Genomic DNA, 21,828 nt, shown 5'->3' with positions numbered 1-21,828 from the left:
CTCAGTCGACCTTCGCGAGGCGCGCCGAGGCGTGGGTGCGGAGCTCGAGGCCGAGCGCCGCGATGTCCCAGGCCCAGAGCAGGTGGTTCTCGACGAGCCCGTAGAGCCTGGTCGCGGCCGTGTACTCCTTGGCGCTGCGGGTGCGCACCACCGCATCGGTGGCGAGGTCGATGCGCGGGCCCTTGACCTGGCCGAGGTAGAGCTCGTTGACGCCGGTGGGATGCACGATCGACACCTCGAGGTCGAAGCCCTCGGCGGAGTTGCGCAGGGCCTCCACCGACTGCGCGGTGGTGAACGGACGGGCGCCCACGCCGGGCAGCATGCCCGGGCCGACGTCGCCTTCGATGTGCAGGCGGCTCAGCCTCCAGTAGCCGGTCTCGGCCGTGAGCGGGGTCTTCTCGTCGTCGAGCAGCCAGCTGTAGGAGCTGTAGTTGAGGTAGGGCAGTCCGTCGTGGCTGAAGCTCACGCGCTGACCGAACTCCTGCGACACCCGCTCGGCGTCTTCGCCGTCGCCGAGCGCGTAGTCGATCACCCCGGTGCCCTCCCAGACCCCGATCAGCCAGGAGAGGGGAACGAGTTCGGCGGGGAGGTCGGTGGGGATCTCGATCATCGAGCTCAGCGCTGGCCGCGGTAGAGCTTGTAGATGACCACTCCGGCCGTCCAGGCGATCGCGAGACTCGCGAGCCCGAGGAGGCCGATGAACAGCAGTTCGAGGGCGACGTAGGACATGAATACAGCCTAGCGCCTACAGCGCCGCACCGGAGGCGAAGGCCAGGGGCGCCATGACCGCCGTGGAGACCAGCAGGATGAGCAGCACACCGCCGAAGGTGGCCGCCAGACGGTTCACGAGTCCTGTGCGCACGGGCTCGATGAGCTGCAGCGCGAAGGCCAGCACCAGGGCGAGGCCGAGCACGACGGGCAGGAAGACGAGGTATCCGGAGGGCTGGACGAGCACACCCACGGCGATGACTGCCAAGATGGTGAGCGCCCACACCGGGACTACGCTTCTCATGAGCAGTCTCATACCCGTCATTCTGCCCGATAGTATGTACCGCAGGCGTTCTCTGGAGGATCTTACGTGGCGCAGTTGTTGATCCTGACCTCTGCGGTCGACAGGGAGGTGCTGCCCGCCCTGTCGCTGCTCAGTCACCGTACCCGCCAGATTCCCGCTGAGCCGTCGCAGCTGGTCAACACCCCCAACAGCGACCTCATCTTCGTCGACGCCCGGCACGACCTCTCCAGCGCCCGCTCGCTGTGCAAGATCCTCAGCACCACGGGTGTGGGCGTGCCCGTCGTGCTCGTGCTCACCGAGGGCGGGCTCACCGCCGTGAGCGCGGAGTGGGGGGCGGCCGACGTCGTGCTCGAGTCGGCGGGCCCCGCCGAGGTCGACACGCGCATCCGCCTGGCCATCGGCCGTCAGGTGCAAGACCAGTCGACCTCGAAGATCCAGGCCTCGGGCGTGGTCATCGACGAGGCGAGCTACTCGGCCCGCGTGCACGGCCGCCCGCTCGACCTCACCTTCAAGGAGTTCGAGCTGCTGCGCTTCTTCGCCATGCACCCCTCGCGGGTGTTCACCCGCGAGCAACTGCTCTCGGAGGTCTGGGGCTACGACTACTTCGGAGGCACCCGTACCGTCGACGTGCACGTGCGGCGTCTCCGCGCCAAGCTCGGCGACCTCGAGTCGTTGATCGGCACCGTGCGCAACGTCGGGTACCGGTTCAACTTCTTCGAGGACGACAATGAGCGACTCGCTCACTCTCTCGGTCAGTAGCCCCGACGAGGCGCGCGAGCCCTTCCTCCGTCTCGTGGCAAGGGCCGCGCTCGTCGACGGTCAGCATCCGTTCAACGACCAGGCGCTCGTCGACGCCGGCACCGGCACCAAGTCGCTGCTGCTCGCCGAACGCGGCGGAGCGGTGGTCGGCGCCGCCGTGGTGGGGCAGGGCGAGCTCGAGTTCGTGATCGACCCCGAGTGGCGCGAGGAGGGGCTCGGGCGCCAGCTGCTCGAGATCCTGCTCGCCAACCGCGGGGCGGGGGCATCGGAGCCGCTGCTGGCGTGGGCGCACGGCGATCACCCGGCCTCACGCAAGCTCGCGGCCGGGCACGGGTTCGTGGCCGTGCGCACGCTGCTGCAGCTCCGGCGCGAGCTGAGCGAGGCCGCACCCCCCGCCGACGCCGGGCTGCCGGAGGGCTTCGTGGTCGGCGGGTTCCGCGGCGGCCGCGACATCGAGGAGTGGGTGTCGCTCAACGCGGCGGTGTTCGCCGAGCATCCCGAGCAAGGGTCGCTCACCGCCGACGACCTGCGGTTCAGGATGGCCGAAACCTGGTTCGACCCCGACGACTTCCTGCTGCTGCGGGATGCGCGGGGCGCGCTGGTGGGCTACAACTGGCTCAAGGTCGAGCCGGGCGACGAGGCCGGGGAGATCTACGTGATCGGCATCGACGAGTCGCACGCGGGTCAAGGACTCGGCCGGGCGCTCATGAACCTCGGACTGGCCAGGCTCGCCGCACGCGGGCGCCGGCAGGCCGCGCTCTACGTCGACGGCGAGAACACCCGGGCCGTGGCGCTCTACCGCTCGCTCGGCTTCACCGACCACACCATCGACATCCAGTACCGGCGTGAACCGGCCGTGCGGCGCCGGTAGATCCGAGGTATTCTCGACCGATGCGACTCCGTCAGATCGTCACCGTGCTGATGACCCTCGCAGCCGTCGGCGCGGGTACGGTCGCCGGTGCCGCGCCCGCCCGGGCGGCCGAGGAGCCCGCGCGACCGTTCGGCTCGCATCCGGTGGCCTACCCCTCGGGTTCCACCACCCCTCCCGGTGGCGTCTCGGCCGCCGACTCGGCGACGGCCGACGCCTACGACGACTGGAAGGCGGCCTACCTCGAGGCGGGCACGGCGACGCTCTGCGGCGTCGGCCGGTACTACGTCGACGCCTCCACCTCCACCGACTCGCTCGTGGTGTCGGAGGGGCAGGGCTACGGAATGGTGGTGGTGGCTTCGATGGCGGGGCATGATCCCGCCGCGCGCACCCTCTTCGACGGGCTCTACCGCTACGTGCTCGACCACCCGAGCGAGAGCGACCCCGGGCTCATGGCGTGGCGGCAAGACGAGACCTGTGCCAGCGAGCCGGGCAACGCCTCCGCCGCCACCGACGGCGACCTCGACATCGCCTACGGGCTGCTACTCGCCGACACCCAGTGGGGTTCGGTCGGCGCGATCGACTACGCCGGCGAGGCGCTCCGCATCCTCACCGCGTTGCGGGCGAGCGCCATCAACCCCGAGACGCTCCTGCCCCAGCTCGGCGACTGGACGACGCCCGGCGACGAGTACTGGTACGCGGTGCGCAGCTCCGACCTCATGGTCGACCACTTCTTCGCCTTCCAGAACGCCACGGGCGACGCCTACTGGGGCCAGGTGGCGCGGGCGTCGCTCGACCTCATCGAGACCATGCAGGCGGAGTACGCACCCGAGACGGGGCTGCTGCCCGACTTCATCGTCGACACCGACGGCACTCCCGCGCCCGCCCCGGCCGGCTTCCTCGAGTCGCCCGACGACGGCGCCTACGGCTGGAACGCCACCCGGGTGCCCTGGAGACTCGCCTCGGCCGCGCTGCTGAGCGGCGACGAACGCTCCGCCGCTGCGGCCGGGCGGATCGCCTCATGGACCATCGGGGCGACGGATGCGCACCCCTCGCGCATCCGGGCCGGTTACACGCTCGGCGGCACGCCGCTCGTCGACTACGGCGACATCGCGTTCACCGCGCCGCTGGGAGCGGGAGCGGCGGCCGATTCGGCTCAGCAGAGCTGGGTGAACGCGGTCTGGAAGGTGCTCGGCTCCTCACCCGCGGGCGGCTACTATTCCGACTCCCTGCGGCTGCAGGTGATGATGCTGCTGTCGGGGAACGTGTGGCCACCCACCACCAGCGCCCCTTCAGCGGTCGAGCGCATCGGAGGCGTCGACCGGTTCGCCGCCTCGGCTGCCCTGTCGGCCGCCACGTTCGCGGCGAAGACTCCTGTGGTGTTCGTCGCCTCAGGCGAGGTCTTCCCCGATGCCCTCTCGGCCTCGGCCGCGGCCGGGGCGGCGGGCGCACCCGTGCTGCTCGTCACCCGCGACACCGTCCCGGCCGCGGTCGACGCCGAGCTGCGGCGGCTCGCCCCGGCCCGCATCGTGGTGCTCGGCGGCACGAACACGATCTCGGAGAGCGTCGTCAGCGCCCTCGGCCGTCGATCCGCGAGCGGCACGGCCGAGCGCATCAGCGGAGCCGACCGCTTCGCCGTCTCGGCCTCGGTGGCCACGACCTTCTTCGAGTCGCCCGTCGACTCGGCGTGGGTCGCCTCCGGCGAGGTCTTCCCCGACGCCCTGGCCGGCTCGGCCGCCGCGGGAGCCGAGGGCGCACCCGTGCTGCTCACCGCGGGCGGCTCGGTGCCGGCGCCGGTGACCGAGGCACTGCGCGCACTCTCCCCCGACGGCATCCGGGTGCTCGGCGGCCCCCGCACCGTCACCGACCCCACGCTCAAGGCCCTCGGCCGCATCGCCCCCGCCACCCGCATCGGCGGCACCGACCGCTACGCGGCCGCGGCCGCCGTCTCGGCGAGCACCTTCTCCCCCGGGCGGGTGAACACCGTCTACGTGGCGTCAGGAGAGGTGTTCCCCGACGCACTCTCCGCCTCCGCCGTCGCGGTCGCCGACCACGCGCCCGTGCTGCTCGTCACCCGCGACTCGGTGCCCTCATCCACCGCCGCCGAGCTCGATCGGCTCTCCCCCGCGCGCATCGTGGTGGTGGGCGGCCCCAACACAGTCGCGCCGGCGACGTTCACCGCACTGGCCACGCACCTGCGAGGCTGACGGGCTGAGCACCTGACGGCTCGGTCGGCCGCACGTCAGTCGCGAGCGCGCAGCATCGCCTCAAGTCCACCGACCACCACGTCGATGCTCAGTGCGAGCGCCCGCTCGCGGTCGTAGCCGCCACCGGCGATCGACCTCGACAGGGCGGGGAGCTCGACGGACTGCTCGGTCGTGAGCACCGGCTCCTGCAGGCCGGTGGCCAGCCCCATCGCGAGCCCGTCGACGAGCATGACGATCGACATGAGCGACTCGTCCGAGAAGCCCGCGTCGAGCAGACCGTTCATGAACTCGTCGTAGATGCTCAGCACCTCGACGCTCTCGATGCGGTTGCGGAACAGCATGGGCAAGGCGTTCGGATGCGCGGAATAGAGCTCGGTGAGGGTCACCAGCAGCGACCGCACCGACTCCCGCCAGTCCTCTCTCGCGACCGGCATCTGCACCTTCTTGGTCATGCCGCGACGGATGAGCTCGAGCACGCCGTTCAACCCTGAGACGTGGTTGTAGAGCGACGAGGGCGCGACGTGGAGCCGCTCGGCCAGCGCCGTCATCTGCAGGTCGCCGGTCTCGTCGATCAGTTCGAGAGCCGCACGCTCGATCTGCTCCAGCGACAGCCTGGGCGTGCTCGGCCGGCCTGCTCGTGCCCTCACCCGGCACTCCTCTCGTCGTGTTAAGTCTATGTTAAACGATTGCGAATCGTATTCGTTTTAGTCTACAACTGACCTGCACCACTCCCCCGATCCCGAACACAGAGAAGAGACCATCCCATGGCACGACAGCGAACCGTCTGGGCCGCGGCGGCCACCGCCGCCCTCGCACTCACCCTCACCGCCTGCGCGAGCGGAGGCTCGGCCGAGCCGACGTCCACCGAGTCCCGCGGGGCCGTCGCCCTCAGCTTCCCCGCCCCCTCCCAGGTGCCGATCTGGAGCGAGGTGCTCGAGCTGATGCCCGCACTCGTCGCCGAGGCCGGCTACGAGTTCGTCTCCGACGACCCGAACCTCAACTCGCAGGTGCAGGTGAGCGACTGGCAGGCCTGGATACAGCGCGGCGACGTGAAGGCCATCATGGGCTACCCGGCCGCGGCCGACGCCCTCGTGCCCGTCACCGCCGAGGCGAACGCCGCCGGCATCCCGGTGCTCGGCTACACCCTGCCCTGGGAGGGCACCGCCGGCGTGCTGCTCTCCGACGGATACGCCGACGGCTACCAGGTGGGCGTCGACGCCGGCGAGTGGGTCGCCGAGACCTACGGCACCGACGCCGCCGTGCCGGTGACCCTGCTCGGCTACTGGGACAACGACTTCGGCCGCGAGCGCTCCACAGGGCTCTCCGAGGGCCTGCTCTCGGTGGTGCCGAACGCCGTCGTGAACGAGGTCGTCGCGCCCACGCTCGACGACGGCTACTCGGGCGTGCAGAACGCACTCGCCGCGGCGCCCGACACGAAGGTCTGGCTCGCGTTCGACGCCGCCAGCGGCCTCGGCGCCTACCAGGCGCTGCTCGACTCCGGCGTCTCGGAGACCGCGGAGGACACCCTCCTGGCGAACCTCGACGTCGACACCCAGGTGGCGCAGGTGCTCGCCGACCCCGACACCTTCTGGCGAGTCTCCTACGGCGCGACCGCGGCCGACATCGCCGCGCTCAGCGCCGAGCTGCTGATCGCCGCAGCCGAGGGCGAGCCGCAGGACGGCGAGCTCGTGCAGCGCCGGGTGACCGCCGACAACGCGGCCGAGTTCGCGGGCTGAGCGCAGCTCCACCGATGACCGCACTCCACTCGACATCCCCACTCCTCGAACTCCGGGGAGTGGGGATGTCCTTCGGCCCCACCCGGGCGCTGACCGACATCGACGCCGTCGTGCACCCCGGCGAGATCGTGGGTCTGCTCGGCCACAACGGCGCCGGCAAGAGCACCCTCCTCAACCTCGTCAGCGGCATCGCGCACGCGACCGACGGCTCCCTCCGCTTCGGGGGCGAGGAGATCGGCCGAGCGCTCACCCCCGCCGCGGCGCTGGCCGCCGGCATCACGGTGATCCACCAGGACCCCGCGCTCATCCCGGGCCTCACCGTGCTCGACAACCTCGTACTCGGCCTGCCGCGCTCCGGCTCGCGGCGCGAGCTGCGGGCCCGCGCCGAGGCCGCGGTCACGCGCGTCGGGCTCGACGCGCCGCTCGATCTCGCCGTCGCCGCCCTCGCCATCGGCGAGCGGCAGATGCTCGAGCTGGCCAGGGGGCTGATGAGCTCTCACACCCGGCTGCTGCTGCTCGACGAGCCGACCGCCGCACTCGGCCACGCCGAGACCCAGGCCCTGCACGAACTGGTGCAGGAGCTCGCCGCCGAGGGCGCCGCGGTGGTCTACGTGTCGCACCGCCTGCCCGACGTGGTCGAGATTTGCACCCGGGTGATGGTGCTGCGCGGTGGCGGCCTCGTGCTCGACCGCCCGCTCGAGGGGCTCACGGCGGAGGCGATCGCCCACGCGCTGGCTCCCGACGACGACGAGCTCGAGTTCGAGACGCCCGAGCCCGGAGCCGAGGTGCTCGACGCCGGCGCGTTCTCGGTGCGCGGCGGCGAGGTCGTCGGGCTCTACGGCATGGCGGCGGGAGAACAGTTCACCCTGCTCGACTCGATCACCGCCGGTGGCCGCCTCGGCCCGACCATCCGCCTGGACGGCGCCGACCTGCGCCTCGACGGCCCCGCCGACGCGATCGCCCACGGTGTCTACGCGGTGCCCGCCGACCGGGAGCGCGACGGCCTCGTCGCCGGGATGGCCGCCCAGGACAACGTCCTCATCCCCTGGCTGCCGCGGTTCGGAACGCGCGGGTGGTGGACGACGGCCTCGACCGGCGGCGACAGCTACGCGGCCGCCCGCCGGGAGTTCGCCGTGCACGGACCGCCGGGGTCGAGCCCCCTCTCCGCCTTCAGCGGCGGCAACCGCCAGAAGCACCTGCTCGCCCGCTGGCTCTCCGTGGAGTCACCCTCGGTGCTGCTGCTGCAGCAGCCCACCCAGGGGGTCGACATCTCGGCCAAGCGCGACATCACCCGAGTGGTGCGCCAGATGGCGGCATGCGGATGCGCGGTGGTCGTGGCCTCGGCCGAGGGCGACGAGATCGCTCAGCTCTGCGACCGCGCCCTCGTGCTGCACGACGGCCAGAGCATCCCCGTGGCCAGGAGTCCGCGCTTCGGCGCCGAGCTGCTCTCCACCCTCCTCGCCCTCGCAGACCGGCACACGCCCGGCTCGGGCCGCCCTACCCCCGCACCTCACACCGAATCGGAGGCCATCCGGCCGTGACCATCCAACGCGCCAAACTCCTGCTCGCGCAGAACGGCATCTTCATCGCCCTCGCGATCCTGTTCGCCGGGTTCGCGCTGGCGAACCCCAACTTCGCGAGCCTGTCCAACGTCTCCAACATCCTCGGCCAGTCGGTCGAACTGGCCCTGGTCGCCCTCCCGCTGGCACTCCTGGTCATCTCGGGCTCGATCGACTTCTCGGTGGGTTCGATCGCGTCGCTGGCCGCGGTCTCCGCCGCGCTGTGCATGCAGGCGACCGGATCGTTCTGGCTGGGTCTGACCGCGGGCCTCCTCGTCGGGGCGGCCGCCGGCCTCGTCAACGGTGTGCTCGTGGCCTACCTCGGCTTCAACTCCTTCGTCGTGACCCTCGGCTTCCTCAGCATCTGGGGCGGGCTCGCCCTCCTGTTGTCGGGCGGGCGCGGCATCAGCGGCCGCGACCTGCCCGGGGAGTTCGCAGCCCTGGCCTCCGCCCGGATCGGCCCGTTCCCGCTCACCCTCCTCATCCTGGTGGTCGCGGTGGCCTTGGCCTGGTGGGTGCTCGACCACACCGCGTTCGGCAAGCAGGTGTTCGCCACGGGAGGCAACCGCCGGGCGGCGATCCTCATGGGCGTGCCGGTGCAGCGGGTGCAGTGCCTGCTGTTCGTTGCCACCGGCTTCGGCGCCGCCCTCGCCGGCATCCTCCTCTCGGCGAAGGTGCAGAGCGCCAGCCCCACGGTCGGCACCGGTCTCGAGCTCGACGCGCTCACGGTGGTGCTGCTCGGCGGTGTGGCCATCGCCGGGGGCATCGGGCGCATCAGCGGCGTGATCGGGGGCGTGCTGTTCCTCCGGGTGCTGCGCAACGGGCTGGCCTTCCTCCAGGCGCCGCCCTTTCTGCAGACCGTGCTCATCGGCGCGACCCTGGTGATCGCCGTGGCGCTCGACTCCACCGTGCAGAAGGTCGTGCGCTCGTCGTGGAGCCGGATGCGCACGCCGAAGTCCCCCTCGCCGACCGCGTCGACAGGGTCGGGCACCACCTCGGGAGCAACCTCGTGACCGCCGCCGAGCTCGTGATCGAGGCCGCCCGCGTGCACACCCTCACCGGGCCCGACGGCAGCGGAGACGGATCGGAGCCCACCCACGTGGCGATCGCCGGCGACCGGATCCTGGCCGTCGGCGACGCCGACGCCGTCAGCGCCTTCGTCGACTCGCGCACCGAGAGACTGACCTTCCCGGGTGCCACCCTCATGCCGGGGTGGAGCGACGGCCACTGCCACCCGGTGTGGGGTCTCGAGATGACCGCGGGCACCATCCTGCTGCAGGCGGGAGACCTCGACCAGGCGAAGGCCCTGCTGCGGGCGGATTTGCCCGCCGACGGCGCCTCCGGCGCGCCCTCCGGTACCTGGGTGCTCGGCTGGGGCCTCACGGCCGACGTGTTCACCGACCAGAGCGACATCGCCGGCCGGGTGTTCGACGACGTGGCTGCGGGCCGGCCGCTCTACCTCCGCTTTCGCGACGGCCACTCCGGGCTCGCCAACGACGCAGCCCTCGCCGTGGCCGGCATCACGGGCGCGGAGGAGTTCGCCGGGGCGTCGCAGATCGTCGTCGGCGCCGACGGGCGACCGACCGGGCACCTGCTCGAGATGGAGGCGATGGCCCGACTCGAGAGCCACATCCATCGGGGTTCCCTCTCCGAGCGCGCCGGGCGGCTCGGCCGCCTGTTCGACTCCATGGCCGACCGCGGGCTCACTTCGCTGCAGGTGCTCGACGCCAACGGCGACCCGTTCGAGCTCTGTACCGAGCTGGAGCGTGTGGGAGAGCTCCCGCTCACGGTGCGGTTCTCGCCCCTGATCCAGCCGGGCGTCACCGACTCCGAGCTCGCGCGCTGGGTGCGCCTGCAGGGCACCGGCGGACGGCGCTGGCGGGTGGAGGGCGTGAAGCTCATGCTCGACGGAACGGTGGAAGGGGGCACGGCGTGGCTCGAGCATCCCGACCTCCTCGGGGAGAGCACCCGGCCGCTGTGGCTGCCGCCCGAGGAGTACCAGCGCGTGGTTCTGCACTTCGCCCGGCAGGGCATCCCCACCGCGACGCACGCCATCGGCGACCGCGCCGTCGAGTTCGCCCTCGAGACACTCGCCACGCTACCGGAGGAGCTCCGTCGCAGCGCCACTCACCGCATCGAGCACATCGAGACGCTGCCGGAGGCCACGATCGCGCGGATGGCCGAGCTCGGCGTCGTCGCGAGTGTGCAGCCCATCCACGCCCTGCACCTGCACCCCGACGGCCGCGACTCCTGGTCGGTGCGGCTCGGTGCGGAGAGGGCCGCGCGGGCGATCCCGATCCGCTCACTGGTCGAGGCGGGAGTGCCCGTGGTGCTGGGCTCGGACTGGCCCGTGGCCGACTTCGACCCGTTCAAGGGCTTCGCCGCGGCGGTGGCCCGTGCCGCGAGAACCCTGGACGACGGGCGCGTGGCCGTGCCCGACCAGTCGATCGACCGCTGGACCGCGCTGCGCGGCTACACCTCGACCTCGGCGATCGTGCGGGGCGACGGCGAGCACACCGGGCGCATCGAGCCCGGTCTCTCGGCCGACCTCACGCTCGTCGAGGGAGACCCGCTCACGATGACCGTCGACGAGCTGCAGCGGGTGACGGTGCTCGCCACCTGGGTGGGGGGCCGGATGCGTCGGGTCGCGGGCGGCGGGGCATGACGGCGACGCTCTTCGTCGCCGACGCCGTGCACGGCCACGTCGGCGCGCGCGGTGTCGTGGTGAGAGAGAACCGCATCACCGCCGTGGTGGGCGACCGCGAGCTGCGGCGCGTGGGCACGACGGTCGGCGAGGTGATCGAGCTCGGCGGCCACGTGTATCCGGGCTTCACCGATGCCCACAGCCACCCCTCGCTGGGCGCCGGACTGCAGCGCGGGGTCGACCTCTCCGACGTCGACGACCTCGCCGCCCTGCGTTCCGTGCTCTCCGACGCGGTTCGAGAGATCCCTCCCGGTGAGTGGCTGCTGGGCTGGGGCCTCTCGTACGGACTCTGGGACGACGACCAGCCCACCTCGGCGGTGCTCAGAGGTCTCGGCCGGCCGGTCGCGCTTCAGCTGTTCGACTGCCACGCACTCCTCCTCGACGAGGAGGCCGTCCGGGTGGCCGGAGTCGAGCGGATGCCGGCGTTCGGTTCGGGCGCCCACGCGGTGAGGGATGAGCGGGGCGCGTTCACCGGACTGGTCGTCGAGGAGGAGGCGATGGACCACGTCAGGCTCGCCATCCCGCCCGAGCACCCGGCTTCGCGCACCGACAGGCTCGGCCGGGTGCTCGCCGCGATGGCCGCGAGCGGCCTGACGGGACTCCACGTGATGGACGCGCTGGGCGACTCCGCCGAGCAGTACGACGAGCTCGAACGCACCGGCCGGCTGCCCCTGAGGCTCAAGCTGCACCGCTGGTACACCCCCGCGCTGGCCGCCGCGGGGGTCGATCCCGTCGACCCACCGCCCGGGCGGGGACGGCTCTGGCACCACCACGGTGTGAAACTCTTCCTCGACGGCACCGTCGACAACGGCACCGCCTGGCTGTCGTCGCCCGATCTGCGGGGCGAGTCGACCGGCAGCACCTGGGGCGACCCGGTGGAGTACGCGCGCGTGGTGCAGCGCCTGGCCGCCGCCGGCGTGCCCACGGCCACGCACGCCATCGGCGATGCAGCGATCCTGTGGGCGGCCGACACCATCGCCCGCGCCCACGCCGCGCATCCCGCGGTGCGCCACCGCATCGAGCATCTCGAGGTGACCTCCCCCGCCGCCGTCGCGGCGGTCGGCCGCAGCGGTGCCGTGGCGTCGGTGCAGCCCACCCACTGCACCCGCTTCGTGGCCGCGGACGGCTCCGACAACTGGTCGAGGCGCCTCGGCGACCGGCGCTCGCACGGCTGGCGCCTCCGGTCGCTCGCCGCGAGCGGGACGGTGCTGGCGCTCGGCTCCGACTTCCCGATCGCCCCCTTCGAGCCCCTGGGCATCCTCGCCGATGCCGTGTCGCGGCGGTGCACCGCGCGCGGCGGCGAGGCCGTCTCGCCCCTCGAGGCCCTGGGGGCGGACGAGGCCGTGCTGGCTTACACGGTCGGGGCGGCTCTCGCTGCCGGCGTCGAGCATGACGAGGGCACCATCGCGCCCGGGCGCCTCGCCGACCTCAGCGTGTTCGACGGAGACCTCTCGGCGGCGACCCCGGAACAGCTGCTCACTCGCCGCGCGGTCGCCACCGTCGTCGACGGCGAGTTCAGACGGAGCTGACCGAGACGGAAGCCGGCTCAGACGGGGTACGGCTTGAGCTCCACCGCGCGGGCGGCGTCGGCGATGCGATCGGTGGTGGAGTCGAGCACGGCCTCGATCTGCTCGGCGCTGAGCTCGGTGTCGGCACCGGGCTCGAGCTCGGTCATGCGCGCTGCCGAGATGCGGCCCAGTGCCTGGTTGGCCTCGACGAAGGGGCGCAGCACGGCGTCGTAGGCGGCGAACGCGGCCACGACGTCGCCCCCGCACGAGGCCAGCTCGCCGGCGAGCACGTACGCGCCCACGAGCGCGAGGCTCGACCCCTGCCCCGACATGGGCGACGCGCAGTAGGCGGCATCACCCACGAGCACCACCCGCCCGCTGCTCCAGCTCGGCATCTCGATCTGGGCGGCCGCGTCGAAGTACCAGTCCGTGGCGGCGGGCATCGCCTCCAGCAGACGCGGCACCTCCCAGCCGATCCCCGCGAAGGCCTCGCGCACGGCCTGCTCCTGCGCCTGCCGGTCGCGGCGGTCGTAGGTGTCTGTCGCGGCGAAGCCGAAGGTCGCCTTGGCCTCGGGTTCGGTTGCGGTCGCCCAGATCGCGGCCACCCGGCCGAGCTCGGAGTACTGCAGCTCCTCCCGGTCGCGACCGAGATGGTTCGGCACCGAGAACACGCACAGCGACATGCCGAGGTCACGGCGGAAGTCCTCCTCGGGGCCGAACACCAGGCTCCTGGTCGCCGAGTGCAGTCCATCCGCCCCCACCAGGGCGTCGGCGACGAAAGTCTCCCCCGTCGACAACGCCACCTCGATCCCCGCGGGGGTCTCGGTCACGCCCGTGACCGTGGTGGAGTACCGCACCTCGGCACCGGCGGCCCGGTCGAGCAGCCGGCACAGCGGCCCGCGCACGATCTCGAGGTCGTCGCCGATGCGGTGCCCGAAGTCGTCGCCGCTCATGCGGGCGATCTCGGCGCCCTCGCGGTCGACGAGCACGGCCCCGCGCATGTGGGTCGACGCCGCCTCGAGCGCCTCCAGCAGGCCGGCCCGCTCCATGATCTCGATCGCCGCGCCCCGCACGTCGATCTTGTAGCCGCCCACCACGAGTTCCGGAGCCTTCTCCACCACCACGGGCTCGTGCCCGAACCGGGTCAACCACTGGGCCAGCGAGAGTCCGGCGACGCCCGCTCCGACGATCACCACACGCATGGCCTTCACGCTATCGCACGGGTGTCGAGGCGTGCGAGCGGGCGGAATGCCACGGCCGGCGGCGGTGTTCCACTCCCTGTTCGACGACAGAATGGACGGTATGGCGAGCGACTTCCACAAGCCGGCCCTCTTCGAGGGTTCGCAGTTCGAGGGCTTCCAGGGCGGAGACGATCCCGCCACCATCAACCGGGTGGCGCACGAGACGGCCACCGCGCTGCTCAGCCGAGTGCGGAGCGACCCGCATCCCGAGGTCATCGGGCGACTGCTCACCTTCACCGACGACCACGGCATCGACGCCATCGCCGAGCTGTGGGCACGGGCGAGCGCCCACAGTCTGCCCGGCAGCCTGTGGCGCATCTACCTGCTGCGGGTGCTCATCCGGCAAGACCCGCAGAACGCCGGCTACGTGTTCGAGCGAGGCGCCGAGGCCATCCCCTCCATCGACCCCGTCATCGCCGGAGCCGAGACCCCCACCGGCCCGAAGGAGATCACCGAACTCGCCGACCGCATCCTGCGCGGCCTGTTCGAGGGCGACTTCGCCGTGGCCCTCGAGCGTGCCGCGGCCTTCTGCCACATCATGGCCCACGGATGCGCGACGCTGGCCGACGACGCCGAGTTCGGCTCGCCCGAGCAGGCCACCGTGCTCACCACGCGCGCGCTGCGCTTCGAGACCATCGGCGACGAGCTGCACCAGTCGGCCGCCCTCTGGCGGCACGACGCCCTCGACTGAGCCGGTAGACTGTCGGGGTCGGGTCGCAGTAACCCCGGGCTCCAAAATTCGCCGCTACGAGCGGCCTTCCGCCGAGAGGCGTTTCTGCGGCCCGGCCTCGATCAGCCGAAACGGCCGGAGACGTAGTCCTCGGTGTCCTGCACGCTCGGGTTCGAGAAGATCGTGGTGGTGTCGTCGTACTCGATGAGCTTGCCCGGCTTGCCGGTGCCGGCGATGTTGAAGAACGCGGTCTTGTCAGACACGCGCGAGGCCTGCTGCATGTTGTGCGTCACGATCACGACCGTGTACTGCTCCTTGAGCTCCTCGATCAGGTCTTCGATCGCGAGGGTCGAGATCGGGTCGAGGGCCGAGCACGGCTCGTCCATGAGGATGACGTCGGGCGCCACCGCGATCGCGCGGGCGATGCACAGACGCTGCTGCTGACCGCCCGAGAGGCCGGATCCGGGAGCGTTCAGGCGGTCCTTGACCTCGTTCCAGAGGTTCGCCCCGCGCAGCGACTTCTCGATCAGCGCGTCCGCATCCGACTTCGAGATGCGCTTGTTGTTGAGCTTCACGCCCGCCAGCACGTTCTCGCCGATCGACATGGTGGGGAACGGATTGGGGCGCTGGAACACCATGCCCACCTGGCGCCGCACGAGCACCGGGTCGACACCCTGGCCGTAGAGGTTGTTGCCGTCGATGAGCACCTCGCCCTCGACGTGCGCGCCGGGGATGACCTCGTGCATGCGGTTGAGGGTGCGCAGGAACGTGGACTTGCCGCATCCCGACGGCCCGATGAAGGCGGTCACGGTGCGCGGCTCGATCTTGAGGGAGACGCCCTCCACGGCGAGGAAGCTGCCGTAGTAGACGTTGAGGTCGTTGACTTCGATGCTCTTGGACAAGCGAGGGTTCCTTCGGATCGGTGCCGCGGTCAGCGGCCGAGTTTGGGCGAGAAGATCTTGGCGATGATGCGGGCCACCAGGTTCAGCACCATCACGATGAGCACGAGGGTGAGCGCACCGGTCCAGGCGCGCTCGAGGTAGGCCTCGGCGGGGATGCCCTGGTTGGCGTACTGCGTGTACACGAACACGGGCAGCGTCATCATGCGCTCCGAGAACAGGTTGTAGTTCATGCTCTGCGTGAACCCGGCGATGATGAGCAGCGGCGCGGTCTCACCGATGACGCGGGAGATGGAGAGCACCACACCGGTCGTGATGCCGGCGATCGAGGTGGGCAGCACCACCTTCACGATGGTGAGCCACTTCGGCACGCCGAGCGCGTAGGAGGCCTCGCGCAGCTCGTTGGGCACGAGCTTCAGCATCTCCTCGGTGGAGCGCACCACCACGGGGATCATGAGCACCGAGAGCGCCACCGAACCGCCGAAACCGAAGCGGATGCCCGGCTGGTTCAGGATGAGCGCGAAGAACGCGAACGCGAACAGGCCGGCGACGATGGAGGGGATGCCGGTCATCACGTCGACCAGGAAGGTGATGGCGCGCGCGAGGTGGCCGCGGCCGTACTCCACCAGGTAGATGGCGGTGAGGATGCCGATCGGCACCGAGATGAGCGCCGCCATGCCGGTGATCTCGAGGGTGCCGACGATGGCGTGCAGGGCACCGCCGCCTTCGCCCACCACGTTGCGCATCGACTCGCTGAAGAACGACAGGTCGAAGCGCGGGAGGCCGTTGGCGATGGTGGTGTAGAGCAGCGAGATGAGCGGCAGCAGCGCGATGATGAAGGCCAGCGCCACCAGTGACGTGACGAAGCGGTTCGTCGCGGGGCGAGGGCCTTCGTACACGCGCGACGCCACGTAGTTGATGATGACGAAGAGCATGGTGCCGAAGAAGACGGTGCCGACGATGTCGAACCCCGAGGTCACACCCGCACCGGCGAGGATGCCGTACAGGATGCCGACGAGGACCCAGCTGCCGCCGAGGATGATCCACGGCACGGGCTTCGGCAGGATGCCCGTGGTGAGCGTGTTCGCGATCGGCGCGGCCGGCCGGGTCGGAGGCGTGGTGATCGTGGTCATGATCTAGTTGGCTCCCGAAAAGGCCTTGCGGCGGTTGACGATGGCGCGGGCGATGAAGTTCACCGCGAAGGTGATCACGAAGAGGATGAGACCGGTCGCGATCAGCACGTTCACGCCGACGCCGTGGGCCTCGGGGAAGTTGAGCGCGATGTTCGCGGCGATCGTGGTGGGGTTCGTCGAGGTGAGCAGCGCGAAGGAGATGAGCACCTGGGGCGAGAGCACCATCGCCACGGCCATCGTCTCTCCGAGCGCGCGGCCGAGGCCGAGCATCGAGGCCGACACGATCCCGGGGCGGCCGAACGGCAGCACCGCGGTGCGGATCATCTCCCAGCGGGTGGCGCCCAGCGCCAGCGCGGCCTCCTCGTGGAGCTTCGGGGTCTGCAGGAAGATCTCGCGGCTGAGCGCGGTGATGATCGGGAGGATCATGACCGCGAGCACGATCGCGACGGTGAGGATGGTGCGGCCGGTGCCGGAGACCGGGCCCTGGAACAGCGGGATCCAGCCGAACAGGTCGACCAGGGTCGACCAGAACGGCTGCACGAACGGCGCCAGCACCGTGATGCCCCAGAGGCCGAACACCACGCTCGGCACGGCGGCGAGCAGGTCGACCACGTAGCCGAGCCCCTGCGCCAGCCGGCGCGGGGCGTAGTGCGAGATGAAGAGGGCGATGCCGATGGAGAGCGGCACGGCGATGAGCAGCGCGAGGAAGGCCGCCCAGATGGTGCCGAACACCAGCGGGCCCACGTAGACCCAGAAGTTGTCGGCGCCCTTGAGGTCGTCGGGTTCTGCGGTGAACGCCGGGATGCTCTGGGCGATGAGGAAGATCGTCACCGCCGCCAGGATGGCGAGGATGAGCGAGCCTGCCACGACCGTGCTGGTCGAGAAGATCCGGTCGCCTGGCCGTTGCTTGGCCTTCAGTCGGTTCGGGCCGGCCTGCGTGGCGGGGGCGGTGGTCATGGGGAGCAGGTCTCCTGTCGTGCTGCGGTGAGGACTGCGGGTGGGGCCTGTGGGGTGGAGCGGCGGCGGGAGGAGGACCCCCTACCTGCCTCTGTCCGGTTCCGGGCCGCAGAAGCGACCGGAACCGGACAGAGGATGTGGCGCGATGTTACTTGATGGTCTCGATGGCGGCCGCGACCTGGTCGGACAGAGCCGACGAGAGCGGGGCGGCACCGGCCGACTCAGCGGCGACGGCCTGGCCGTCGGGGCTGGCGATGTAGCCGATGTAGGCCTTCACGAGCTCGGCCTGAGCGGCGTCGGCGTACTCCTGGCAGACGATCGCGTAGGAGACGAGCACCAGCGGGTAGTGCGTCGGGTCGGTGGTCTCGCGGTCGAGGGCGATCGCGATGTCGTTGGCCTCGCGGCCCTCGACCAGCGGCGAACCCTCGACGACGGCGGCAGCGCCCTCGGCGGTGTACTCGACGAACTCGTCGCCCACCTTGATCTTGGCGACACCGAGGTCACCGGCCTTCGAGGCGTCGGCGTAGCCGATGGTGTTCACACCGTTGGTGACGGCCTGGATGACGCCGGAAGTGCCCTGGGCGCCCTCACCCGACTGGAACGGGAAGGTGTCGGCGGCCTTCTCGGTCCACGCCTCGGGAGCGACCTTGCCGAGGTAGTCGGTGAAGTTCTTGGTGGTGCCCGAGTCGTCGGAGCGGTGCACGGCGGTGATCGCGCCCGAGGGGAGCGTGGCGTCGGGGTTGAGCGCGACGATGGCCGGGTCGTTCCAGGTGGTGATCGAGCCGTTGAAGATGTTCGCGAGGGTGACGGCGTCGAGGTTCAGCTCGTCGACGCCCTCGATGTTGAACACGACGGCGATCGGCGAGATGTAGACCGGGAGGTCGATCGCCTTGGTGTCGGGGGCGCAGCTGCCGAATTCACCGGCGAGCTCGTCGTCGGAGAGGGCCGAGTCGGAGCCGGCGAAGGCGGCGGCACCCGAGATGAAGCTCTCGCGGCCGGCGCCCGAACCCTGCGGGTCGTAGTTGATGGTGACGTCGGGGTTCGCGGTCTGGAAGGCGGCGATCCAGGCCTCCTGGGCCGAGCCCTGCGAGGAGGCGCCGATGCCGGTGAGGGTGCCGGAGAGCGCGGGGGTGTCGGCGTCGCCGGTGCTGGCGGGGGCCCCGCCTTCGTTCGAGGCGCAGGCGCTCAGGGCGAGCGCGGCAGTGAGGGCGATGACCGCGGGGGCGGCATAGCGCTTGAGCTTCACGAGGAATCCCTTTCGAGTGATTTCAGGTCGGGCCGGTGCGGGCCCTCATGAGACGCTAGGCGCGACGCCTTAAGACACTGCCGCCCGGGGGTGAACGGAAGGTGAACAGCCGGGTGCACTCGACGGATGCGCACCCCCACTCGACGGGGCACGCGGCGTCGCGTCAGCGCGGCTCGTGCGTCTCGACCGCCACGATGCCGGAGCCCGGCAGATCGACCGAGAGGTGAAGCACCGAGAAACCGGCGACCGGCAGGTCGCCGGCGCGCGAGGCGGTGGCGATCGGAGCCGTGCCGGTGGCCAACGCCACCTCGCGCACGATGTCGGGCAGCACGGGGCCGTGGCTGCACACGATCGCGGTCACGCGCTTGCGCACACGCTTGCCCACGAGGTCGCGCACCGCGCCCTCGCCCGACTCCCACGCATCCTGGCTCACCGCATCCGTCGCCTTGGGCGTGAGGTGCAGTGCCTTCGACACCGGCTCGACCGTCTGGCGGCAGCGCAGCGCCGTCGAGGTGACGATCTTCTGCGGGCCGAACGCGCGGAGCGCCGGCACGATCGCGCGGGCCTCGAGGCGGCCGCGCTCGGTGAGTGGCCGCTGCGAGTCGGGGCCGTCGAACTGATACGGCGGCGTGGCCTTCGCGTGACGGAGGGCGATGATGCCGAAGGTGCGGGTGACGCCGGCCTCCACGAGCATCCTGAACCGTTCGACGATCTCGGCGTCGCGTTCGTAGGTGAGCGCGGCGAGGGCGCGCTTGACGCTCAGCCACTCCAGGGCCGCCACCTCGCCGTTGGGCAGGAAGGTGGAGCGGTTGACGGCGTCGTCGGTGACCTCGGCGGCCCAGTAGTGCACCACCTTCTCGCGACCGTTGGGCATGGTGTAGTTGGTGACGCCGAGCGGCACGCCGAGGGTGACGGCGAGACCGGTCTCCTCGGCCACCTCGCGCACGGCGGTGACGGGGAGTGTCTCGCCCGGGTCGACCTTGCCCTTGGGCAGCGACACGTCGCGATGCGCCGTGCGGTGGATGACGAGCACGTTGACCTTGCCGTCGACGATGCGCCAGCAGACGGCTCCGGCGGCGAAGACGGTCACCGCGTGGTGCCCGGTCGCTTGCGGCGGCTGATCTGGGTCATCAGCTCGTCCTGCAGGTCGATGAGGGGGGTGCCGTCGGCCGCCTTCTCGTGCCTCGTCCAGGTGCCGGAGTCGTCGAGCGCCCAGGAGGCGGTGCCCTCGCTCATGGCGAGCTCGAACAGGCCGTCGACCTCCTTGAGGTGGGCGGGGTCGACCAGGCGCACGAGCGCTTCGACGCGGCGGTCGAGGTTGCGGTGCATCATGTCGGCCGAACCGATGTACACCTGCGGGTCGCCGTCGTTGACGAACGAGAAGATGCGCGAGTGCTCCAGGTAGCGGCCGAGGATGGAGCGCACGGTGATGGTCTCGCTGAGCCCCGGCTGGCCCGGCTTCAGCGAGCAGATGCCGCGCACCCACACCTCAATGGGCACGCCGGCCTGGCTCGCCCGGTAGAGGCCGTCGATGATGGCCTCGTCGACCATCGAGTTCACCTTGATGCGGATGCCGGAGGGCTTGCCCTGGCGGGCGTTCTCGGCCTCGGTGGCGATGCGCTTGAGCAGGCCCTTGCGCAGGTGCAGCGGCGCCACCAGGAGGCGCTTGAACTTCTTCTCGATGGCGTAGCCGGAGAGCTCGTTGAACAGGCGGGTGAGGTCTTTGCCCACCTGGTCGTCGGCGGTGAGCAGGCCCAGGTCTTCGTAGATGCGCGAGGTCTTGGGGTTGTAGTTGCCGGTGCCGATGTGGCTGTAGCTCTTCAGGCGACCCTTCTCCTGGCGGATGACGAGGGCGAGCTTGCAGTGCGTCTTCAGGCCCACCAGGCCGTACACCACGTGCACGCCCGCCTTCTCGAGCTTGCGGGCCCAGGAGATGTTCGCCTGCTCGTCGAAGCGGGCCTTGATCTCCACCAGGGCGAGCACCTGCTTGCCCGACTCCGCGGCGTCGATGAGCGCCTCCACGATGGGGCTGTCGCCGCTCGTGCGGTAGAGGGTCTGCTTGATGGCGAGCACGTTGGGGTCGGCGGCGGCCTGCTCGAGGAAGGCCTGCACGCTCGTGGCGAACGACTCGTAGGGGTGGTGCAGCAGGATGTCGCCGCGGCTGATGGCCTTGAAGATGTCGGGCTTCGCGTTCGGCTCCGGCGGCAGCAGGGCGGCCGCCGTGGTGGGCACGTGCTTCGGGTACTTCAGGTCGGGGCGGGCGATCTTCGTGAGGTCGAACAGGCCGCCCAGGTCGAGCGGGGAGGGCAGGCGGTACACCTCCTGCTCGGTCACGTCGAGCTCGCGCACGATGAGGTCGAGGGTCACCGGGTCCATGTCGTCGGTGATCTCGAGCCGGATGGGCGGGCCGAAGCGGCGTCGCAGAAGCTCCTTCTCGAGGGCCTGCAGCAGGTTCTCGGTCTCGTCCTCGTCGATCTCGACGTCTTCGTTGCGGGTGACGCGGAACACGTGGTGCTCCACCACCTCCATGCCCGGGAAGAGGTCTTGCAAGAAGTTCGCGATGAGGTCTTCGAGGGTGATGAACCGCACCTCGTTCACCGACTCCCGCACGTCGATGCGCACGAAACGGTCGAGCACCTGAGGCACCTTGAGGCGGGCGAACTCCTCCTTGCCGGTCTTCGAGTTGCGCACCCGCACCGAGAGGTTGAGCGACAGCCCCGAGATGTAGGGGAACGGATGCGCGGGGTCGACCGCGAGCGGCATGAGCACCGGGAAGATCTGGTTCGAGAAGATGGTGTGCAGGTTCTCGCGGTCGGCCTCGTCGAGCTCGTCCCAGGTGACGATGCGGATGCCCGCCTCGGCGAGCGCCGGCCGCACCAGGTTCTGGTAGGCGGCGGCGTGCCTGGCCTGCAGTTCGTGGGCCTTGACCGAGATGTCCTCGAGCACGTCCGTCGGCCGGCGGCCCACGTTCGTGGGCACCGCGAGGTCGGTGAGGATGCGGCGCTTCAGACCCGCGACCCGCACCATGAAGAACTCGTCGAGGTTCGAGGCGAAGATGGCGAGGAAGTTCGCCCGTTCGAGCACCGGGAGCGTCGGGTCTTCGGCGAGTTCGAGCACGCGGGTGTTGAAGGCGAGCCAGCTGAGCTCCCGGTCGAGGTAGCGGCCCTCGGGGAGCGCGGGGCCCGCATCCGTCACGGCGAGTTCGTCGTAGTCGTCGTCGAAGTCGGTCACGACTCCGGCATCGAGCGAGATCAGGTCGTCGTCCATCCCCACATCATGTCACCCACCCATGAACCCCGGCGACCCGTCCCCCACCGACGGCTCGCCGC

19 protein-coding genes are annotated in these 21,828 nt (G+C 70.8%); 9 read left to right on the top strand and 10 right to left on the bottom strand.

Annotation, left to right across the window (positions count from 1 at the left end; all coding sequences use genetic code 11):
• Position 1: 1 nt before the first annotated feature.
• Positions 2–610: a nitrobindin family protein gene (locus tag N1031_RS12975; protein WP_259480114.1), complete on the bottom strand. Its 609-nt coding sequence runs from the start codon at positions 608–610 to the stop codon at positions 2–4.
• Between the two features lie 135 nt (positions 611–745).
• Positions 746–1,012 carry a hypothetical protein gene (locus tag N1031_RS12970; protein ID WP_259480113.1) on the bottom strand — a complete coding sequence of 89 codons (267 nt, stop codon included), beginning with the start codon at positions 1,010–1,012 and terminating at the stop codon, positions 746–748.
• A gap of 66 nt (positions 1,013–1,078) precedes the next feature.
• On the opposite strand from N1031_RS12970, the gene N1031_RS12965 reads away from it, so the two are divergent.
• Genes N1031_RS12965 through N1031_RS12955 form a run of 3 tightly spaced genes read left to right on the top strand, consistent with a single transcriptional unit; the run spans position 1,079 to position 4,846 of the window.
• Positions 1,079–1,771, top strand: a complete 693-nt coding sequence (locus N1031_RS12965) for a winged helix-turn-helix domain-containing protein (RefSeq protein ID WP_259480112.1) — start codon at positions 1,079–1,081, stop codon at positions 1,769–1,771.
• Complete coding sequence (gene mshD, locus N1031_RS12960; RefSeq protein ID WP_259480111.1) at positions 1,740–2,642, top strand: mycothiol synthase; 903 nt, start codon at positions 1,740–1,742, stop codon at positions 2,640–2,642. The genes N1031_RS12965 and mshD overlap by 32 nt, the downstream gene beginning before the upstream one ends.
• A 20-nt stretch (positions 2,643–2,662) precedes the next feature.
• Positions 2,663–4,846: a glycosyl hydrolase family 8 gene (locus N1031_RS12955; RefSeq protein WP_259480110.1), complete on the top strand. Its 2,184-nt coding sequence runs from the start codon at positions 2,663–2,665 to the stop codon at positions 4,844–4,846.
• A 35-nt stretch (positions 4,847–4,881) separates the two neighbouring features.
• Here N1031_RS12955 and N1031_RS12950 read toward each other — a convergent pair whose 3' ends face one another.
• The gene (locus N1031_RS12950; protein WP_259480109.1) at positions 4,882–5,493 is read right to left on the bottom strand and encodes a TetR/AcrR family transcriptional regulator; all 612 of its coding nucleotides are present in this window, start codon (positions 5,491–5,493) and stop codon (positions 4,882–4,884) included.
• Between the two features lie 117 nt (positions 5,494–5,610).
• On the opposite strand from N1031_RS12950, the gene N1031_RS12945 reads away from it, so the two are divergent.
• The 5 genes from N1031_RS12945 (at position 5,611) to N1031_RS12925 (ending at position 12,374) form a co-directional block, all read left to right on the top strand.
• Complete coding sequence (locus N1031_RS12945; protein WP_259480108.1) at positions 5,611–6,582, top strand: substrate-binding domain-containing protein; 972 nt, start codon at positions 5,611–5,613, stop codon at positions 6,580–6,582.
• 65 nt (positions 6,583–6,647) lie between these two features.
• A complete protein-coding gene (locus tag N1031_RS12940; RefSeq protein ID WP_259480107.1) occupies positions 6,648–8,123 on the top strand; it encodes an ATP-binding cassette domain-containing protein in 1,476 nt (491 codons plus the stop codon).
• Complete coding sequence (locus N1031_RS12935; RefSeq protein WP_259480106.1) at positions 8,120–9,154, top strand: ABC transporter permease; 1,035 nt, start codon at positions 8,120–8,122, stop codon at positions 9,152–9,154. The genes N1031_RS12940 and N1031_RS12935 overlap by 4 nt, the downstream gene beginning before the upstream one ends.
• Positions 9,151–10,806: an amidohydrolase gene (locus N1031_RS12930; RefSeq protein WP_259480105.1), complete on the top strand. Its 1,656-nt coding sequence runs from the start codon at positions 9,151–9,153 to the stop codon at positions 10,804–10,806. Before N1031_RS12935 ends, N1031_RS12930 begins: the two co-directional genes overlap by 4 nt.
• Positions 10,803–12,374 carry an amidohydrolase gene (locus N1031_RS12925; RefSeq protein ID WP_259480104.1) on the top strand — a complete coding sequence of 524 codons (1,572 nt, stop codon included), beginning with the start codon at positions 10,803–10,805 and terminating at the stop codon, positions 12,372–12,374. The genes N1031_RS12930 and N1031_RS12925 overlap by 4 nt, the downstream gene beginning before the upstream one ends.
• 17 nt (positions 12,375–12,391) lie before the next feature.
• Here N1031_RS12925 and N1031_RS12920 read toward each other — a convergent pair whose 3' ends face one another.
• A complete protein-coding gene (locus N1031_RS12920; RefSeq protein WP_259480103.1) occupies positions 12,392–13,555 on the bottom strand; it encodes an FAD-dependent monooxygenase in 1,164 nt (387 codons plus the stop codon).
• 100 nt (positions 13,556–13,655) lie between these two features.
• Here N1031_RS12920 and N1031_RS12915 point away from each other — a divergent pair, with 100 nt between their 5' ends.
• A complete protein-coding gene (locus N1031_RS12915) occupies positions 13,656–14,285 on the top strand; it encodes a DNA-directed RNA polymerase subunit beta (protein WP_259480102.1) in 630 nt (209 codons plus the stop codon).
• Positions 14,286–14,386: 101 nt separating this feature from the next.
• On the opposite strand, the gene pstB is transcribed toward N1031_RS12915, so the two are convergent.
• From pstB to N1031_RS12885, 6 genes are all read right to left on the bottom strand, one after another.
• The gene (gene pstB / locus N1031_RS12910) at positions 14,387–15,166 is read right to left on the bottom strand and encodes a phosphate ABC transporter ATP-binding protein PstB (RefSeq protein ID WP_259480101.1); all 780 of its coding nucleotides are present in this window, start codon (positions 15,164–15,166) and stop codon (positions 14,387–14,389) included.
• Between the two features lie 29 nt (positions 15,167–15,195).
• Entirely contained in the window at positions 15,196–16,296 is a 1,101-nt protein-coding gene (gene pstA / locus N1031_RS12905; protein ID WP_259480100.1) for a phosphate ABC transporter permease PstA, read from the bottom strand.
• 3 nt (positions 16,297–16,299) lie between these two features.
• Complete coding sequence (gene pstC / locus N1031_RS12900; RefSeq protein WP_259480099.1) at positions 16,300–17,253, bottom strand: phosphate ABC transporter permease subunit PstC; 954 nt, start codon at positions 17,251–17,253, stop codon at positions 16,300–16,302.
• 148 nt (positions 17,254–17,401) lie between these two features.
• The gene (pstS, locus tag N1031_RS12895) at positions 17,402–18,499 is read right to left on the bottom strand and encodes a phosphate ABC transporter substrate-binding protein PstS (protein ID WP_259480098.1); all 1,098 of its coding nucleotides are present in this window, start codon (positions 18,497–18,499) and stop codon (positions 17,402–17,404) included.
• Positions 18,500–18,662: 163 nt separating this feature from the next.
• Complete coding sequence (locus N1031_RS12890) at positions 18,663–19,589, bottom strand: NUDIX hydrolase (protein WP_259480097.1); 927 nt, start codon at positions 19,587–19,589, stop codon at positions 18,663–18,665.
• Positions 19,586–21,766: an RNA degradosome polyphosphate kinase gene (locus tag N1031_RS12885; RefSeq protein WP_259480096.1), complete on the bottom strand. Its 2,181-nt coding sequence runs from the start codon at positions 21,764–21,766 to the stop codon at positions 19,586–19,588. Before N1031_RS12885 ends, N1031_RS12890 begins: the two co-directional genes overlap by 4 nt.
• Between the last annotated feature and the right edge of the window lie 62 nt (positions 21,767–21,828).

It is taken from the genome of Herbiconiux moechotypicola, from assembly GCF_024979255.1.
GTDB lineage: Bacteria > Actinomycetota > Actinomycetes > Actinomycetales > Microbacteriaceae > Herbiconiux > Herbiconiux moechotypicola.
The sequence above is the reverse complement of the archived record's forward strand: the minus strand, read 5'-3'. Positions and strand labels throughout refer to the sequence as shown.

Bases quoted from the DNA above. Each gene is read 5' to 3' on its own strand.
- N1031_RS12945 (WP_259480108.1), top strand. From the start codon at position 5,611: ATGGCACGACAGCGAACCGTCTGGGCCGCGGCGGCCACCGCCGCCCTC.
- pstC (WP_259480099.1), bottom strand. From the start codon at position 17,253: ATGACCACCGCCCCCGCCACGCAGGCCGGCCCGAACCGACTGAAGGCC.
- N1031_RS12920 (WP_259480103.1), bottom strand. From the start codon at position 13,555: ATGCGTGTGGTGATCGTCGGAGCGGGCGTCGCCGGACTCTCGCTGGCC.
- N1031_RS12975 (WP_259480114.1), bottom strand. From the start codon at position 610: ATGATCGAGATCCCCACCGACCTCCCCGCCGAACTCGTTCCCCTCTCC.
- N1031_RS12940 (WP_259480107.1), top strand. From the start codon at position 6,648: ATGTCCTTCGGCCCCACCCGGGCGCTGACCGACATCGACGCCGTCGTG.
- N1031_RS12925 (WP_259480104.1), top strand. From the start codon at position 10,803: ATGACGGCGACGCTCTTCGTCGCCGACGCCGTGCACGGCCACGTCGGC.
- N1031_RS12955 (WP_259480110.1), top strand. From the start codon at position 2,663: ATGCGACTCCGTCAGATCGTCACCGTGCTGATGACCCTCGCAGCCGTC.
- N1031_RS12915 (WP_259480102.1), top strand. From the start codon at position 13,656: ATGGCGAGCGACTTCCACAAGCCGGCCCTCTTCGAGGGTTCGCAGTTC.
- N1031_RS12970 (WP_259480113.1), bottom strand. From the start codon at position 1,012: ATGAGAAGCGTAGTCCCGGTGTGGGCGCTCACCATCTTGGCAGTCATC.
- pstA (WP_259480100.1), bottom strand. From the start codon at position 16,296: ATGACCACGATCACCACGCCTCCGACCCGGCCGGCCGCGCCGATCGCG.
- mshD (WP_259480111.1), top strand. From the start codon at position 1,740: ATGAGCGACTCGCTCACTCTCTCGGTCAGTAGCCCCGACGAGGCGCGC.
- N1031_RS12885 (WP_259480096.1), bottom strand. From the start codon at position 21,766: ATGGACGACGACCTGATCTCGCTCGATGCCGGAGTCGTGACCGACTTC.